Raw genomic sequence first — 17,715 nt, 5'->3', positions numbered from 1 at the left:
TCATTTAATGGCTGCTGATGCTCCAATGCGTCAGCAGCCCTTTTTTATCCTTTTCCAGGCGTGCAGGAAATTTCAGACACCTTTTGGCTTTGGCAGTTTTTGGGACGGTTGCACCCGCTCATCGTTCACTTCCCCGTGGGTTTGCTTTGCGTGGCGCTCTTTCTCGAAATCCTCGACTGGTGGGGATCCAAAAAAGAGCTTCGGGCCGGAATTAATTTGCTGGTCTGGATCGGTGCCGTAAGTGCCATGGTGGCGGTGGCACTCGGACTGATCCTGGCCAATCAGGAAAACTACGGCGGCGACACACTTACCTACCATCAATGGTCGGGCATAGCCACCATGTCACTTTCCCTACTGGCCCTGGCCTTACTGCGCATGGGTCGCCTTCGCTGGTACCGGGTTACCCTGATCCTCACGGTGGTGGGCGTCACGGTAGCCGGGCATTTGGGTGCCATGCTGACCCACGGCGACGACTACCTCAGCAGCGTGCTGCCCGGAGCCAACGATCCGGCAGGTCCGGGTTCACCTACCGCTACCTTTGTTTTGGCCAGCGCCCGTCAGCCGCTTTCTACGAAACAGGTAGAAGACCTGAACCTGGAAGTACGTTCCATCTTGGCACATAACTGTTACAGCTGCCACGGGGCCACCAAGAGCAAAGGCGAACTGCGGCTCGATAAGAAAGAATTCGTGATGCAAGGCGGCGAGGACGGCCCCGTCGTGATTCCCGGTCAGCCCGAAAAAAGTGAAATGATTCGTCGGATTTCCCTGCCGACGGGCCATAAGGAAGCTATGCCTACCAAAGGCAAGAGATTATCCGCCCAGGAAATAGCGGTACTGGAATTCTGGATCAAACAGGGTGCTCCCTGGCCCAGTGGTGCAGAGAAGAGCTTGTTCAGGGTAGCTCCGCTGGCGCCGCGCACTCCCATTCTGCCCCCGGCTACCGCCGGTCTCACCAATCCCGTAGATCGATTTGTCAACGTGTATTTCCAAGAGCATAAGGTACCCTGGGAACAGGTCGTCTCCGACCGCATCTACATCCGGCGGGTATTCCTGGATGTTATCGGCCTGCTTCCCCCGCCCGCCCGGGTGCAGGCTTTCCTCACCGATCACCGACCCGACAAACGGGAATTACTGGTCAAAGAATTACTGGCCCGCGATACCGACTACGCCCAGCACTGGCTCACCTTTTGGAACGATGCCCTGCGCAACGACTACTCCGGCACGGGGTACATCACGGGTGGACGCTTCGATATGACCAAATGGCTCTATAAATCACTGAAAACCAACAAACCCTACAATTGGTTTGTGCGGGAACTCATCAGCCCGCAGGAAGAATCGGCGGGTTTTATCAAAGGGATCAAATGGCGGGGTACCATCAATTCAAGCCAGCGTACCGAAATGCAGGCTGCTCAGAATGTCTCGCAGGTACTGCTGGGCCTCAACCTCAAATGCGCTTCCTGCCACGATAGCTTTGTCAGTGACTGGAAACTGGCCGATGCCTACGCTTTCGCCAATGTGTTCGCCGACACGCTGCTGGAAATCAACCGCTGCGATCAGCCCACGGGCAAAATGGCAGGCAGACAAATTTTGTTCAAGGAACTGGGCGAAATCAGCATCGATGCGCCCACCGAAGAACGGCTGCGCGAGTTGGCCGATTTTCTGGTAAAGCCCGAAGACGGACGCCTGTATCGGACGCTTGTCAACCGCATCTGGGCGCAGCTGATGGGCCGGGCATTGTGGAGCCCGTGGATGTGATGGACAACCTACCCTGGAGCCAGGATTTGCTGGATTGGCTGGCCACCGACTTTGTCCAAAACGGCTATGACATCAAGAAACTGATGTACACCATTCTTACGTCAAAAACCTACCAGCTACCTTCGGTGGCTGTACAGGAACCGGACTTGCTGATGTCTCCCTCTTACGTATTCCAGGGGATGGTACGCCGTCGCATCACCGCCGAGCAATTTGCCGATGCCGTGAGTACCACCTTTAACCCGATCTATGGGGACACATCCATTGTGTACAAACGGTTCCCCGAAACCATGCCCCAGCAGATTCGTTTCCCTAGAGCGTCATTGGTCAAAAACGATCCTTTCCAAACCGCCCTCGGACGCCCCAACCGCGAAACCGTGAGCACGAGCCGCACTTCGCAGGCCAGCCTGCTGCAGGCGTTGGAACTGACCAACGGCGAGCTTTTGAATTCATCCATAAAAACCGGAGCGAAACGCTGGAAAGCCCGCTTCCCGCAGTCTGACCGACTGATAAGAGCACTGTATCAACGGGCCCTGAGCCGTAATCCCATGCCCCGCGAAATAGCCGTGGCCGAAGAAATAATTGGCAAAAATCCCAGTGAAGAAGGTATCCAGGATTTGGCCTGGGCCATCGTGCTACATCCTGAATTTCAGTTGATTTATTAAAAAAAGACACAAAGGAGCAAAGGCACAGAGTGGGCTTGCGCCAGATTATCAGATTCCATAGTGAGCAAAAAAACTTTGTCCCTTTGCCCCTTCATAAAAACAAAACCATGAAAAGTACCTGGAACCGACGCGAATTTTTACAGCGCAGCAGCGCGGCTACCCTGGCCGCGCTGGCCGCCGGTGCCCCTATGGCCAGTTTGCTTTCGGGCTGTAAATCCGTTGGAAAAACGGACGGCACCGCCGACACGGTCATTCTGCTGTGGATGGCCGGAGGTATGGCCCATACTGAGACCTTCGATCCCAAACGTTACACGCCCTTCGAAAAAGACATGGAGGGGAATCGGGTGCTAAGTACCTTCAAGTCTTTGCCGACGGTGCTGGATGGCATCCACTTTTCCGAAGGTCTGCAAGGCATTGGCAGCGTGATGGACAAAGGTACCCTGATCCGATCGTACGTGGCCGCTGACCTGGGGCACATTCTGCACTCGCGCCACCAGTACCACTGGCATACCTGTTACGAACCACCCCAAACCGTAGCAGCCCCCCACATCGGGGCCTGGATCGCCAAGGAGCTAGGCCCAAAAAATCCGGTCATTCCAGCCTTCATCGACATAGGGCAGCGGTTCTCGGTTGGTGAGGCCGAAGAATTGAAAGCCTTTCACACAGCCGGGTTCCTGGGTAACGAGTTTGGTCCCTTCCTGATCCCCGACCCCAGTCAGGGTTTGGAAAGTGTGCGCCCGCCCATCGGCATGGACGCTAAACGCTTCGAGCGGCGGAATCAATTATATAATGAACTAATTAGTCAGAGTCCGGTGGGTGAATTCGGTAGCGATTACCAGAAAGAATCACTCAGGCGATCCATGGAGCAAGCCTACATGCTGCTCAATTCGCCCGAATCCAAGGCCTTTGACCTCAGCAACGAACCCAAAGAAAGTTACGATATCTACAACACCGGACGGTTTGGCCTGGGCTGCCTACTCGCCCGCCGCCTCACCGAGCAGGGCGCGCGCTTCATCAGCGTCACCACCGAATACGAGCCTTTCAAAGGCTTTGATACCCACGAAAACGGCCACACGCGCATGGCGGATATGAAAAAAATGATTGACGGACCCGTGGCCCAGTTGATCAAAGACCTGGACAAAACCGGCCACCTGGACCGTACCCTGGTGGTGCTGGCCAGTGAATTCAGCCGCGACATGATGGTAGAAGGACGGCCCGACCAAAAGGTGAAAGAACAGGTCAACCAGCCCGATATCCTGACCGAGGAAAAGTTTTATGGCATGCACCGCCACTTTACCGATGGCTGCTCGATGCTGATGTTCGGCGGCGGCATCAAACGAGGACACGTATACGGCAAGACCGCCGACGAACGTCCCTGCAAAACCATCGAAAACCCCGTCAAGATCGACGGTATCCACCAGACCATCTATCACGCGCTGGGCATTGCGCCCGACACACAGTACGAGATCGAGAAGCGTCCTTTCTACACTACCCCCGACGGCAAAGGAAAGGCGGTGCTGGACTTGCTGGGATAGGGTACCCTATAACCCTTCCACCGCTGACCGTACCTCGGCCAGAAACCGGGGTACCTGCACGCGCGGATCACCTGCCAGGGTTTCGATAGGAATGTACCCCCGGTACCCTGATTTTTGGATAATTTCCATGAGGCGGGGTAAGTCGGGTTTTTCTTCCTTACCGTTGCGGTATATTATTTCTTTGATCTGCCAGGTATAGGCATAGGGCGCAAGTTTGGCGATTTCTTCATAGGGATCGCCCGCCCGAAGGCTACCGATGTCGAGGTTGATTCCCAGCCAGTCAGACGCTATTTTGTTGCGGATGTAAAGTACCTGATCTACCGTTTTGAGCAATTCATTATGGTTTTGCAGCACAATCATCACGCCCTTCGCCCGGCCGAGTTCCGTACATTGCCGGAGTCCTTCCACCGCCCAATCCATCACTTCGGCTTCTGTGTTTCCCTCAGGTACCCCTTGCCTGCGAATACCCGTAGCACGGGCGCATCCATTTTGGCGGCTACCTCCACCCACTGCCGTACCAGCTCCACATCGGCGGCGCGCTTGCCGGCATCGGGATTGGAAAAATCGGTGCGTACCCCCGTGCCGCTGATATCCAAGCCCATCAGAAAAGCCTTTTTCTTGATTTCGTATACGTATTCATCGGCAGGTACGGCCGGATAGCCGGGAAAGTAGTAGCCCGTAGGATCTACCGCGGCAAAGCCAATATCGGAGCAGAATTTGAACACCTCTTCCAAAGTCATTTCACTTTTGCGGAGTGGGTCATTAAAGGAATAAATATTGCAGCTGAGTTTTAGGTGGGACTTACCTACCCCGGCATAGGCCCGGGGCCCTGCTATCATTTTTGGAGCCAAACTCAGAGCAGCACCCCCCATAAAAATATTTTTTAGGAACTTTCTTCGATAGTCGGTTTTCATGGACGTGAGAAATTTCAGGGATTTAGTAGCAGTAAATGTATAGGTAAGAATTCAGAAGTGTCACAAATCATGGCGAGTAACCTTCGCAAGCTAGTAACTATTCCTAAAAATTATTACCAAATTCAGATACATTAAAAATTGGCATGGTTTTCGATATAACCCTATTTTCAGCAATTGGAACAGCAGCGGTAATCATTATTTTTTCTCCCTTTTGTAGGATTTTTCCTAGTGTTCGGGGTATTGGGATTGCGTTACGGGACATAAAAGGAAAACTTTTCGGGGCGAATAACACACACTTTTAATATTCTGGTATCTTATAAGTAAGCATCAGTTATAACTTCCCCCTCTATAAAATTTCCTATTCCAATGCAAACACTCACGTTAAAAACCGAATCAAGCTTCAACAACCTTGCCATTGACCTAAACAAAGTAAAGAGAATCAAACTGGACGTAGACAACCCACTGGCTCCCAAGCTGTGGATTCTTTATTTTTACGGGCAATCCCGAGACAATAAGGAGTGCGTGATCCGAATCTGGTTCTTCAACAATGCCTACGAACGTACCTACAAACTCCGGAACATTCTGAACCAATATCCCCATATTCAGCTCAGGTACCTCCGGCAGAATACGTCCAAAAACACCTTAGGCGGGTGCCAGTAACCGCTGGTATAGCCTGTAATTCTCAGAATCGAAGCAGACAAAAATCACCTTGAGGCTATCATCCCTTGCGGCCAGGAATTCGCGTACCGACCGAATCGCAATTTCGGCGGCTTTCTCTTTGGGAAAACGGTACACCCCGGTGCTGATGTTGGGAAATGCAATAGAACGAACATCGTTTTCGATGGCGCATTGGAGGCTGTTGGTATAAGCCGAGCGAAGTAGGGCCTCCTCCTGATTGTGCCCGCCGTGCCATACCGGACCTACGGTATGGATCACAAATTTGGCAGGGAGATTACCAGCCGTGGTGATGACCGCCTCGCCCGTGGGACATCCCCCTTGCCTGGCCCGGATTTTCCGGCAGGCTTCCAGAATCGCCTTACCGCCTGCGCGGTGGATGGCTCCGTCGACTCCGCCACCGCCCAGCAGTGAGCTGTTGGCGGCGTTCACGATGGCATCGGCCTCGATGCGGGTAATATCGTCCTGCACAAGTTCAATCATAGCTTCGGGGGCTTTCAGAATTTCAGATAGAGTGCCAGTCCTGCTGGGGTGGCCGAAGGTAGGCCTACATGTAGGCTTACGGAAGGGTCTTTGCCGGCGTACTCAAAGTTATAATAGTTGACGGCCTTCCGCAATTGCCGGAAACAGACTATTCTTGCCCCTATTCCGGCGGCGGCCAGACCGCCACTTACGATCAAATAGTTCTGAAAGGAATCTTCAAAGCCCGGATCGTATGAAAACACAGATGAAATGGCCCGAATAAATCCGGCAAAAAGAACAACGGTTCCCGTAGCAGTTGCACTGTACCAAACAATTCGATTTCGCTTGTGCCGACCATATAAATCTGCTAAAAGTGGGTCATTGGTAGCATTAAAATACGGCTTGACATAAGATGCCAGCAATTTATTCTCGCCGTTGATTTGATACGAATGTCCGCCAACGAACAGACCTCCGATCGGAACTAGCAGAAAGATCAGATACACTGGTTCAAACTTCATCCTGATGGCGGGCAGCGTATCGCCCGGTAGGGTAGGTGACACGACCTGGGCGTAGAGTGGAGAAAACGCCAGACTAAGGGTGAGCCATCCAAATATAAAAATCAGCCGATATTTCATACGCCATGTCCTGTTTGTTTCTTCTCCCAATGTAGCAATTTCTTCGGAATCAAAATAAAGCCTGACTCATTCCATCACCAGCCAGGTGTAGCCTTCGGCGGGTAAGGTGATTTCTATTTCCGCTTCGTAGGCCCGGTTGAGGGGGTAGGTACGGACTTTTCCTTCCTGAATGCGGATGGACGCTTTTTCCGAAAGCCCAGTGTAGTACAGGGGTAGGCGGATGGTGCGCGTAATCGTCTCTTTGAGTGGATTATAAAGCATCACCAAGCCTTTTTCTGGCAAATCGGGGTTGACGTGCAGAATCCCGTCCCAGTCACGGCCATCGGGCCGGCGCAGGTGGATAATGTCGGAATTGAGGATGGAGCGATACTTTTTATACCAGGCTACTACCTCCTGCACCGTTTGTTTGGTCGCTTCGATATCGTACAGCCTTGGCCCCCGGTAGCAGGCCTGCACCCCGGCGCCGTAGTATTGCATCATCAGTTGTTTATAGTCGGCGAGGTGTTCGCTCAGGGGTTCGAGTACGGCTTCGGGGCCGCCGCCCTGGTACTTGGTGAGCGGCACAAATCCCCAGCCCATGGCGGGTGTCTTTTCCCAGGTACCGTCGAAGATATTCTGCCGGTTCAGAATTTTCTGCTGTTCGCGGGAAAGTGAGAAATTGACTTCGCGGTACCCTAGCCCGGTCTTATGACTCCCATCCAGAAAGTACCAGTCGGGCGCATTGATATATACTCCGCGCGCGTTGAGCCAGCGGTACAACTCCTTTTGCAATTCCATCTGCACCCAGCGCGAGTCTGCAAGGCCTTTGTGACCGGGGTGAGTGGTCGAAGCGCAGAGATCACCAGGGTAGGGTCCGTCATGTTCCAGCAGGTCGAAGCCGGTTTGGGCAATAAAGGTTTTGATTTTTTGTAAATAATCGAGCCCCCAGCGGCTGGCCAGGCAGGGGGCGTGGCCAAACTGCGCACCTTTGTCAGGCAAGCCCGTGACGGGGTCGATCACATCGTTTTCGTCGTCGATGCGGCGACTGCTGAACAGCGAGTACCCTCCCAGCTTTATGCCTCTTTTGTGGGCGTAATCGGCCAGTTCCCGGAATTTGGCAATGTTGGTCGCCGAGGTATCTTCCATGTTCAGTCCGCTGCCAAAACTCAGGATCACCAGTTCGTAGCCCGTTTCGGCGCATTGATCCACCACCCCGCGTACCTGAGCTGGATCGGTACTCACCAAGTGCATGAAGATTGGGTTCTGGGTAGTCCAGGGGGCAACGGTCCGGTACATCTGGCGACGCGCCAGACCGTTGCGCTCGCGGTCGTAGCTATCCAGCAACAGTTCATAGCTACGCACCGATTCAAGCCTATCGCCAGGGGTCAGCGTGGCATCGATGCCACCTTTGGGGTAAATCTCCATCAGGCAGGGAGTCTGGTAGTTGTAATTGACCTGCGAGGTATAGCTCGAATCAACCTTCCAGTGCGTGGCCTGATCGGATAGCTCGTACCGCATGGCGTTGTTGAAGGCGTAGTCGTTCTCGATGTAAATTTTCTGCTGCTTTTTCATTTCCTCGGGCGAGCCCACCACCGCCGATTCCTCCTCGGGCATGGCCAGTATTTCGCTCACGATCTGATCCACCTGCAACGCATGGGTACTGCCATTGGTCACCGTCACCCATTTGCGCAGAGCCGGCAGCCCGTCGTAAATTGCGTAATGCACCGCCACCGTAATGCCCCGCAGGGTGGACAATGGCGAAGTAAAATGCAGCGTGAGTTCCTTTCCGGTGGGTAGTTGCCGATTCATGGTCCAGGTGGTAGGTTGCCAGTCGAATTGGTGAGTGAGCGGACCAATCGAAAAATCAACAAGCTGAAAATCGGCATCGTTTTTTTCAAAACCATCCACCCAGTCTTCCCGCAAATAGGCGTGTTCGGTTTGGCCGTAAAGGCCCCCTACGGCATACGTTCTGCCATCCAACACCACCCGGGCTTCGGGCCGCACCGAGCGGATGTACTGCTGACCCGTGGCCAGGTTCCGGAAATCGATAGTAGCGGCATTGGGAGTGAGGCGAATCCGCCTCTGAATCAGGCCATTGGCAAGCACGATGTCTTTCCCGCCGGAGGCCTGATAAATTCCCGCTTTGAATGAGTCACTGCTCAACAGCCAATCCTGGGTGACTTGGGCGGGCTTGTTTTCAGGTAGGGTCTTGATTTGGGTTAGAAAAGATTGGCCCAGGGTACCTGTATGTATTAAAAGTAAGCTAAAGAAAATAAGAGCACGACACATGAAGACAGATATTAGGTTTTGAAAATCAACCTGGTAGGAATTTCATTTGAAAAGCTATCAGGTACCCCCACTTACTTTAATGAAGGTAGCCGCAGACGCATCCTTTTACCTGTATCGAGGAAAGTCAGGCGACCAGGATCTGAGTCGTTGGGCGTTACCACCCACACCCCAAATACACCCGAGGGTAGCTTGGAGCGATACATTCCGTAGTAGAATCGGGAACCGTAGTAGGTACGCTCTTTCAGAAAATCAGTCCAGGAGTTAGGAGGCGGCAGAGCAGGAAGCGGAAGTACATATTTTTCAGAAACCAAAAGCAGGCAGCCTGGGTCGGGTTCGGTCCGCGGGTCAATGAAGAAGGTGAGATATTCGGCGGGAAGGTTGTCATCGCCTTGGCGGAAGTCAGCTTCGGCTTCGACGTTTCCATCATACTTGGGTGCATTATCCTTCATCAGGGCCTTGATGTGGGTTGGGTCGGGCAGGTAATCCGATGCATAAAACTGGCTCAGTCCACTGGTTTCCACGGCCGCTACCAGCTCTTTCATGCGCGTAGGGTGATTCCAGAAAGGAATGGCACCAAAATCGGTACTGGCGGTCAGGAAAGTCGTATAATGCTTCCAGTAATAGGCATCGAGCGAAAGTTCATCGTACTGCTTGCGCAACTGTATGAGGGAGGTATGGTAGCTTTGAAAGTTGAGCGCCACAAACCCCAGCAACCCCAGCACCAGCACACCCTGCTGCAGGTACTGTACTCGTTTCGTGAGCACTACCAGCCCAATGTAAGCCGTCGCCAGCAGCACCACGCCAAAAAGCATATACCGCCGGGAAAAGACGTTACCGCCGTACATGAAAAACTGGCTCATGGGTCGGCTAAGTACAAACATGGCCCCCGTCCCCAATACGAACAGGAAGGCCCCCAACACAAACCAGTGGCTCCATTGTACCCGGGGCTTGAAGTAATACCGCAGCACCCAGGCCACAAAAACCAGCCCCAGGAATATCCCCAGGAAAATACAGGCGACCATATCGGGGTAAAAAGCCGGATAGAGCGGATGCGGGATATCCAGGTATAGGGCATTTCCCAAAAACCCAAACCAGAGCAGGCCGTTAAAGATCGGGTGTTGCCATACCTTACCTTCTGCCGATTCGATAAAATAGTAATCGAACAGAAAATAGAACAGAATGATACCGACGGCCAGTCCAATCCACGGAATTAGGGTTCGATAGCGTTGTTGGAACCCCAGGATTATGGCCCCCACTACCCAGGCAACCATGCCTGTGCCACTGACAAAAGTAGCCACCAGCGCCGCGCCAATCCCCAGTGCCAGGCCAACCGTGTCGCGCCGTCCGAGGCCGTACGCCGACAGGAAAGCAAAGAAAATCAGCGGGGTGTTCTGAATGGCCGCAATGCCCCAGAAGGCGTTTTCGAAATAGGCCAGGTTGAAAAGTACGTAGGGTACCGGTATGAAATAATGCCAGGTGACACGCTCCTGCCTACACGTCAGGAAGAAAAGATAGGCAATGGCCAGCAGAAACAGGTTGCCCAGCAGGAGCAACCCCTTGATGTTCACGGTTCCGGACAGGGCAACCATCGCTAGCATAACGAGCCGCTCAAACGCAAAGCGGTGTTGATTGACCTGCTCGAAAAGGATTTTGGCCGCCTTCACGAAGTCGGATTCCCTTTGTAGTTTATAAACAGTCTCCAGCAGATTCCAGTCGTCGGTATAGGGAATATTGACGGTATGGGCATCCAGGATAAGGTAAAAGTAGGCCACTGGTGCCGCGATCAACCCCAGGCCCGCGACCGTCCGGAGCCAGGGAATTCTTTTGAAAAAAAAGGTTATTCCAAAGAAGAAAAGTAACACCAGAACGACCCCAAAATATTCAAATAACAAAGGATCGCTCCGTAAAAACTCGTTTGTATTCATTGCAATTGGTAAGAAGAATCAGTCTGCCAGTACTTCTGCACAAAGCAACAAGCGGGCCATTTATGCGGGCCTAATTTACAAATCGCGCAAGTTAGGGAAATCTGATTTCAAACGCACGCTACGCTTGACATGGCCTAAGGTACCCCCTATCGATCCAAGACTAGGCCACGGATTTTAGCTGGGAGTACCTAACCTCCAAAAAACATATTTTTGGAAAGTTTTCGCCAAGCTGCGGCCCTGACCCGTTTTTTTTTGAGCAATGATCCCGTACCTTTCGCTATACTTTTTTCTTGATTCCTAAGGACAATGCCCTCCATCGAACACCACAGTACTTTTGAAAAACTGAACGCCCTGCTGGAAGAAAACCTGGATAACCTGGCATTATCGCCCGATGCGCTCAGCAAGATAATCGGACTGAGCCGCGCGCAATTGCACCGCGTTGTCAAGGAGAAGACCCAGCTTTCGGTCACACTCTACGTGCGGCAGAAGAAACTGGAAAAAGCTAAAGATTTGCTGGCCGAGACAGATCTTCGGATTTCGGAAATCGCCTACCTCGTCGGGATCGAGAGTCCACAGAATTTCAGCAAGTACTTTACCGCCGCATTCCAGATCAGTCCGACCGAGTATCGTAAACAGGCCGAGATTGACAAAATTGCCGTCGAAAACACAGCCGAGGTGTCCATTGCGGTGCTGCCGTTCGTCAACATGAGCGGCGATGCCGGTCAGGAGTATTTCAGCGACGGGGTTACTGAAGAAATAATCAACGTCCTGAGCCACGTACCCAACCTGAATGTGGCCGGCCGTACTTCTTCATTCACATTCAAGGGCCGAAATCAGGACTTACGGCTGGTCGGCGAGCAGTTGAACGTCGCGCATATTCTGGAAGGCAGCGTGCGCCGGGCGGGCGATCGGCTGCGCATCACGGCGCAGCTCGTCAAAGTGGAGGACGGCTACCACCTCTGGTCGGAGACTTATGACCGGGAATTGAAAGATATCTTTGATATTCAGGATGAGATTGCTCTGGCGATTTTGCGGCAAATCAAAGTCCAGCTCCTCGGCGAAGACCAGCAAGCAACGCTCAAACGCTATACCAACAACCCGGCCGCTTACCAACTCTACCTGCACGGGAAATTTTATCACAATAAATTCGCCGGCGCCGAAGAGTACAACAAGGCCATAAGCTACTACCGCGAGGCCATCGCGCTGGAACCTGCCTACGCCATTGCCTACGCGGGCATCGCTTCCTGCTACCTCAACATGTGGTTTTATCGGCACCTGCCCTCCGAGCAAAGTCTGCCGCTGATGCGGCAGGCCACCGAACAGGCCCTGAGCCTTGATCCCGAAATAGCCGAAAGCCATCTGGCCCTGGCTCGCATGCAGATGCTCTACGAGTGGGATTTGGACCAGGCCGCCAGATCATTCAAAAAAGCTCTGGAATTTAACTGGAATACCGCCGAGTTGCGCGGGCAATACGCATTACTGCTGAGCATCCGGGGAAATCACGCGCAGGCCGAAAAGCAGGCCGAGGTGGCTCTTTCGCTGGAGCCATTTTCCCTGATCAATAACTTTTACGCAGGCTATATCTATTGGACAGCGGGCAAGGCCGACGCCGCCATAGCGCAGGGACGGCGGCTGGTCGCGCTCGAGCCTACTTTCTGGGGAGGCCATAGTCTGGTAGGAATGAATCTGATTGCTCAGAAGAACTTTGATGTAGCGCGTCAACATCTGGAAAAAGCCTGCGAACTCAACCGAAATGGCATGACCCTGAGCGCTTGTGGTGCGCTGTACGGACGAGCAGGCGAAGCAGACAAAGCCCGGGATATTCTCGATCAAATGGTAGCTCTCAACCAGTCGCAGCCCGTCGCCCGCTACGATATGGGTATCGTCCACGCCTGCCTGGGCGACTTGGACACGGCCTTTACTTACTTCGAGGAGGCTATTGAACAACACGAGCCGCCCATGCTTTTCTTCAGGTACATTGTGCGTGACTGGCTACCCTCTTTTATACAAGATGCGCGGTACGGCGTCCTCATCACCCGGATTTTCGGGTAGCCTTTCCGGTTATCCCAGTCTTCCGAAGCCAGTTCCCGGAATCGAAACTTGTTCGGGATGGCTCCTACCTTAAGGGTACCTTTCCATCTTGCCCAAAGTGTCATTTTGCGCCTTTTATTGTTGTTTCGAGCGACTTTTTGCCAGAAAAATGCTCCGTGCAACAATAAACCAACTTCCTGCAACAATGCACCACGCCTTTGATAGAATGAGCCAAGTCCAGTCAACCGCAACCCGCGACCTTTGTATTGTTCGCTGCTGATCAATACGCGGACACTTTCAAACACTCATTCTATCATAAACACTTTAAATAACAAGATCATGAAAACGCTCCAAACTTCCGCCATGACCCTGATGCTGGCCCTGTTGACTTCCGCTACCCTGCTGGCCCAATCCGAAATCTCCGCCAAAGCTACCCCCGAACCGGTAGCCTCCGTGAAACATGCCTACGCAGCAGCCCCCACCCTTCCCACTACCGCCACCAGCCCCGAAAGCAAAACGTTCGGTATCGGCCTCTACCGGGTGCGGGAATCGATGACCATGCGCCTGACCCTGGAGAAAAAAGCGGGCGAAAAAGTGCTCGTGCGGCTGCTCAATCAGCAGGGACAGGTCCTGCACCAGGAGGTGGTGGGCCGGCAAACGAAAGTGTACGGCTGCAACTTCGACTTCTCCACGAGTAAGGATGGCAGCTACACCATCGAGGTGGTCAACGGAGACGAAGTCCAGCACAAAACCGTCACGCTCTCTACCGCAAAAGTGGTCGAAACACCTGCCCGTACCTTAATCGCCATGCAATAGGTACCCCCTGCCAACAACCGACTTCCGGTAATATGCCGTCTCCTCTTGTTCACACCTAAATTTTGAAAAGCCGGGGCAGCACGCGCAATGCGCGTGCTGCCCCGGCTTTTCAAGGTACCTTCAATGCATTTCAAAAGGGAAGCAGTATCTTTAAAGGCTGAATTAGGTTGCCGGGTATGATTACCACTGAGAACACACTAATTGAAAGACTGAACCGCCTGATTGACGACAATCTCGACAATCCTGCTTATACGATCGACGCGATCTGCCAGACGCTTGGCGTGAGCCGGTCGCATCTGCACCGTACCGTCAAGGAACTCACCACACACTCCACCTCGCACTATATCAGGAAGCGTCGGCTGCTGCGGGCCAAGGAACTGCTCACCGGAACCAATCTGCGCATTTCCGAAATCTGTGATGCGGTCGGTATCAATAATCCCCAGAATTTCAGTACCTACTTTACGGAAGAATTCCGGATCAGCCCTACCCAATTCCGCAAACAGTTCGCCCAATATACTGCCCTTGCACCAGAGCCTGCTCCTAAGGGGGTACCTCTTCCCGATATGCCGTCAGAACCGGAAGCCGGAGCTGCAAAGCCGACAGTACTGTTCTTAGGTTTTCGCAAAGTCACCTGGATATACGCAAGTATAGCCGCTACCTTGCTGTTAGCTATAGGTACCTGCGCCTACTTCTGGTTAAAGCTCCGGTCTGATCAATCCGTTAGTACATCTGTCAGTTCGCTGGCCGTGCTGCCCTTTGTCAACCTCGGGAATGCCGATGGAAACCCGGCCTGCGTGAGTATCATGGATGATATTTACACCTCGGTCGCGCACCTGGATAATTTGAACGTTATCGCGCGGTCGTCGTCGGACAAATACCAGGGTACGCAAAAGGGAGTCCTGCAAATTGGCGAAGAACTCCGGGTTGCCCACGTGCTGAAAGGAGATTTCCTGAAAACCGGAGATCAGGTTCAGATTAAAATCGATATCATCGGTACCCAAAATGACGCCGCAGCCTGGACGAAGAAATACAGCGCGGCCTACAAGGATATTTTTCAACTCACCAACCAGATCGTGGCCGACGTAGCCCGGCAACTGAAACTGACCCTCGACGCTGGGAAAACGCTGGCTCGTACACAAAACATAGAGGCTTATAACGCCTTTTTGCAAGGGAGGCAATTAATGAACACGCGCACGAAAACCGATCTTCTGGCTGGTATCAAACGCTTCGACCGTGCCATTTCGCTCGATTCCGTCTTTGCCGAAGCCTACGCTTACAAAGCCGCCGCCACGCATCTGCTGCCAACATCGGGAGAAGCCGAAACCCAGGAGAACTTTCGGCTGACGGAGCAAATCGCACTGACCGCCATCCGCCTCGCCCCGACTAACAGTACGGCCTACGCGGTACTGGGCAGCCTTTACCACGCCACCCACCAGTGGCAGGCCGCCGAAAATGCGTTTAGGATCGCACTCCAGCATAACCCCAACGATGCCCAGTCCAATTATTGGTACAGCCTGCTGCTACGGTCGGTGGGCAGGGTGGATGAAGCTGTCGAATACAGTACCCGCGCCGTAACGCTCGACCCGCTGTATCCGGTTATTCTGGCCGGGCACATCCTCAATTGCGTGTATGCCAACCGGCCCGAGCTGGCAAAGCAAAATATCGAAAGTGGACGGGTACTTTTCGATAATTCATCTGCCTTCCACATGGTCATATCACATTTTCACATGCAACAGGGCCACTTTGACCAGGCCATCGCCGAAGTAAAGCGGGCCATCGTTTTGAATCCCGACGATAATGGCCTGATTTCCCTACAGATGTATAGCGAAGCCCGGGCGGGCAATCGCCGGAAAGCAATCACCTTTCTGCACAATTTGACCACTTCCCGTCCCTGGGACGACTACCAACGGTCGGTGGTATATGCCGGGCTACAGGAGGCCGACAGTTCCCTCTTCTACCTGCGAAAAGCCGCCGATGCCGGGTACTATTCCCGTGACACCAAGGTGAATGAGATCTTCGCGCCCTACCGTTCGAGCCTGATTTTCCGGGCCGTCCTGCGCCGGTACAATCTGGCCGATTGATTTTTCTACTTCCTTTTCTCTTCAAAGACACACTTCGTAGGCTATCCGTAGCACAAAAAGTACAGCGGCCTACCCCAGCCATGCCTATCCTATTAGGGGCACAAGGGTCTTCGTGACACAATACACGAAGGATTGGCACAATACACGAAGTTTCTGACACAATACACGAAGAATTTCCTGCCCGTTTCCCGGAGCTTTGTAGCAGCCTGTCCAGATCACTTTCCATCATGAGTTTAGTTGGCGGAATTGTCCATTTATGGGTCGACTCAATGTGTTTAAGCCCCAAACCTATATGAGAACAAATACTCTACTCCTATCGCTGTCGACCGCCTTCGTCCTCCTCGTTGGTTTAGTAGGATGTACTACGGCCCCCAAAGAAACGGTGTCCATGGCCGAACCAACGGGCCAGTTTGATCTGGCGAAAATCCGCACCGAGATTCAGGCCCTGGAAACGGATTTCGGCAAGGCCGCTACCAACCATGACCTCGACGCCCTACTGGAATACTACGCCGACGATGCCATCTCGCTGGCCAATGATGCGCCCATGCTGGTAGGAAAAAAAGCCATCGGCGAACATTATACGAAAAACTTGATGGGCGACAAGAAAACCCATACCTACCAAACCATCGACGTATTTGCAGAGGGAACCCTGGTAGTGGAAACCGGAAAATCCACGGTAACGAATTCGAATGGAACCATTCGTACGGGCAAGTACATGGCGCTCTACGAAAAACGCAACGGGCAGTACGTCTGTCTGCGGGAAATGTACAACAACGACGAACCGTCGCAGTGAAAAACGCTCGATTATAGGCAAATGCAACAATGAACCAAGTCAGTGCGACAATGCTCCACCCCTTTGATAAAATGAGCTAAATCCTGTCAAATCCAACCTGTGACCTTTGTACTGTTACTGCCCTTAAAATCAAGGATTTACCCTCAATATTCATCATTTATTTCACTAGAATAAACCATCATGAAAAAAACAGGCATCATCGGTGGCGCTGGATTTATCGGCAGCCACATTACCAAAAAATTCCTGGCCGAAGGCTACGACGTCCGGGTGTCCGTCCGGGATTTGTCCCAAAAAGAAAAGTACGCGCACCTGCATGATCTGGAAAATGCCGCGTCTCATCTCGAAATCGTCCAGATGGATGTGCAGGATGAAGCCGCCCTCCGCGCGTTTTTGCAGGATTGCGACATCGTCGTCCACAGCGGCACGCCCTTTCAGCTCGACGTGCAGGACCCGCAGCGCGACCTGCTCGACCCGACGATCAAGGGAACCGAGAATTTCCTGAAAGTAGCAGGTGAAACTCCTTCGCTCAAAAAAGTGGTTTTCGTGGGTTCGGTCGCTTCGATCAATACGTCCTACCCGCTACCCGACCCCAGTCGCTCGGCCGACGGCGTGTATGCCGACGACGTATATACCGAAGCGGATGAACCGTACCTCGACGCCAACGACCATCCCTACGCCCAGGCCAAGTACTACGCCGATCAGGTGGTGCGGAAGTTCGTAAAATCTCAGCCTGACGCGGCTTTCGAGGTTGTGAGCGTGTACCCCACCTTCGTGACGGGACACTCGCTGTCAGCTCGTGACGATTCTTCTTCGATGGGGATACAGTATTTGTTCAAAAACAAAATTGCCCCTAATCCTTTCGTGGAGATGATGTTCGCGAAAAACGTCGAGTTTGCCATGGTATCGGTCGCCGATGTGGCTGAGGGGATTTTCCGGGCCGCGACAACCCCTGGGCTGCATGGCAAGAACTATCTGCTCACCGGCGAAAGCTACAAAGTATCGGACATCACGCGGATGCTCAACGGGCAGGAACCCGCAGAAGCAGCCCGTACCGTGTACAGCGGCGCGGCGGCGACGCAGGATTTGGGGTTGCAGTTCCAGGCCGCCCACGTACCGCTCAACGAGTGGGCGTAAGCCAACGCTGTCAGCCATACCCTTTAATT

General features: G+C 53.1%; 15 protein-coding genes. 9 read left to right on the top strand and 6 right to left on the bottom strand.

Annotated elements, in window-relative coordinates:
• Positions 1 to 60: 60 nt before the first annotated feature.
• The 3 genes from GBK04_RS18910 (at position 61) to GBK04_RS18905 (ending at position 3,952) form a co-directional block, all read left to right on the top strand.
• On the top strand, positions 61 to 1,755 hold the full coding sequence (locus GBK04_RS18910) for a DUF1549 domain-containing protein (protein ID WP_373331128.1): 1,695 nt from the start codon (positions 61 to 63) through the stop codon (positions 1,753 to 1,755).
• Positions 1,755 to 2,417 carry a DUF1553 domain-containing protein gene (locus GBK04_RS30805; RefSeq protein WP_373331127.1) on the top strand — a complete coding sequence of 221 codons (663 nt, stop codon included), beginning with the start codon at positions 1,755 to 1,757 and terminating at the stop codon, positions 2,415 to 2,417. Before GBK04_RS18910 ends, GBK04_RS30805 begins: the two co-directional genes overlap by 1 nt.
• Positions 2,418 to 2,524: 107 nt before the next feature.
• A complete protein-coding gene (locus GBK04_RS18905) occupies positions 2,525 to 3,952 on the top strand; it encodes a DUF1501 domain-containing protein (RefSeq protein WP_152762347.1) in 1,428 nt (475 codons plus the stop codon).
• Between the two features lie 6 nt (positions 3,953 to 3,958).
• Here GBK04_RS18905 and GBK04_RS18900 read toward each other — a convergent pair whose 3' ends face one another.
• Both GBK04_RS18900 and GBK04_RS18895 read right to left on the bottom strand, forming a co-directional pair.
• Entirely contained in the window at positions 3,959 to 4,372 is a 414-nt protein-coding gene (locus GBK04_RS18900) for a sugar phosphate isomerase/epimerase family protein (protein ID WP_373331469.1), read from the bottom strand.
• Entirely contained in the window at positions 4,372 to 4,866 is a 495-nt protein-coding gene (locus tag GBK04_RS18895; protein WP_152762343.1) for a sugar phosphate isomerase/epimerase family protein, read from the bottom strand. The genes GBK04_RS18900 and GBK04_RS18895 overlap by 1 nt, the downstream gene beginning before the upstream one ends.
• A gap of 366 nt (positions 4,867 to 5,232) precedes the next feature.
• Between GBK04_RS18895 and GBK04_RS18890 the strand changes: the two genes are divergently transcribed.
• On the top strand, positions 5,233 to 5,526 hold the full coding sequence (locus tag GBK04_RS18890) for a hypothetical protein (protein ID WP_152762341.1): 294 nt from the start codon (positions 5,233 to 5,235) through the stop codon (positions 5,524 to 5,526).
• Here GBK04_RS18890 and GBK04_RS18885 read toward each other — a convergent pair.
• From GBK04_RS18885 to GBK04_RS18870, 4 genes are all read right to left on the bottom strand, one after another.
• Positions 5,509 to 6,024 (bottom strand): O-acetyl-ADP-ribose deacetylase, encoded by a 516-nt coding sequence (locus tag GBK04_RS18885; RefSeq protein ID WP_152762339.1) that lies wholly within the window; start codon positions 6,022 to 6,024, stop codon positions 5,509 to 5,511. The two genes, GBK04_RS18890 and GBK04_RS18885, sit on opposite strands and share 18 nt — an antisense overlap.
• A gap of 14 nt (positions 6,025 to 6,038) precedes the next feature.
• A complete protein-coding gene (locus tag GBK04_RS18880) occupies positions 6,039 to 6,638 on the bottom strand; it encodes a hypothetical protein (protein WP_152762337.1) in 600 nt (199 codons plus the stop codon).
• Positions 6,639 to 6,704: 66 nt separating this feature from the next.
• Complete coding sequence (locus GBK04_RS18875; protein ID WP_373331126.1) at positions 6,705 to 8,906, bottom strand: alpha-galactosidase; 2,202 nt, start codon at positions 8,904 to 8,906, stop codon at positions 6,705 to 6,707.
• 71 nt (positions 8,907 to 8,977) lie between these two features.
• Positions 8,978 to 10,831 (bottom strand): hypothetical protein, encoded by a 1,854-nt coding sequence (locus GBK04_RS18870; RefSeq protein WP_152762335.1) that lies wholly within the window; start codon positions 10,829 to 10,831, stop codon positions 8,978 to 8,980.
• Positions 10,832 to 11,137: 306 nt separating this feature from the next.
• Between GBK04_RS18870 and GBK04_RS18865 the strand changes: the two genes are divergently transcribed.
• From GBK04_RS18865 to GBK04_RS18845, 5 genes are all read left to right on the top strand, one after another.
• Complete coding sequence (locus GBK04_RS18865) at positions 11,138 to 12,883, top strand: helix-turn-helix domain-containing protein (protein WP_152762333.1); 1,746 nt, start codon at positions 11,138 to 11,140, stop codon at positions 12,881 to 12,883.
• Positions 12,884 to 13,201: 318 nt separating this feature from the next.
• A complete protein-coding gene (locus GBK04_RS18860) occupies positions 13,202 to 13,678 on the top strand; it encodes a hypothetical protein (protein WP_152762331.1) in 477 nt (158 codons plus the stop codon).
• Between the two features lie 176 nt (positions 13,679 to 13,854).
• Positions 13,855 to 15,759 (top strand): helix-turn-helix domain-containing protein, encoded by a 1,905-nt coding sequence (locus tag GBK04_RS18855; RefSeq protein ID WP_152762329.1) that lies wholly within the window; start codon positions 13,855 to 13,857, stop codon positions 15,757 to 15,759.
• Between the two features lie 292 nt (positions 15,760 to 16,051).
• Positions 16,052 to 16,552 carry a YybH family protein gene (locus tag GBK04_RS18850; protein WP_373331125.1) on the top strand — a complete coding sequence of 167 codons (501 nt, stop codon included), beginning with the start codon at positions 16,052 to 16,054 and terminating at the stop codon, positions 16,550 to 16,552.
• Between the two features lie 180 nt (positions 16,553 to 16,732).
• Positions 16,733 to 17,686, top strand: coding sequence for an NAD-dependent epimerase/dehydratase family protein (locus tag GBK04_RS18845; protein ID WP_152762325.1), 954 nt, complete (start codon positions 16,733 to 16,735; stop codon positions 17,684 to 17,686).
• Positions 17,687 to 17,715: the final 29 nt, after the last annotated feature.

Source organism: Salmonirosea aquatica, assembly GCF_009296315.1.
GTDB classification, from domain to species: Bacteria; Bacteroidota; Bacteroidia; order Cytophagales; family Spirosomataceae; genus Salmonirosea; species Salmonirosea aquatica.
This window is presented reverse-complemented; position numbering and strand designations above follow the sequence as displayed.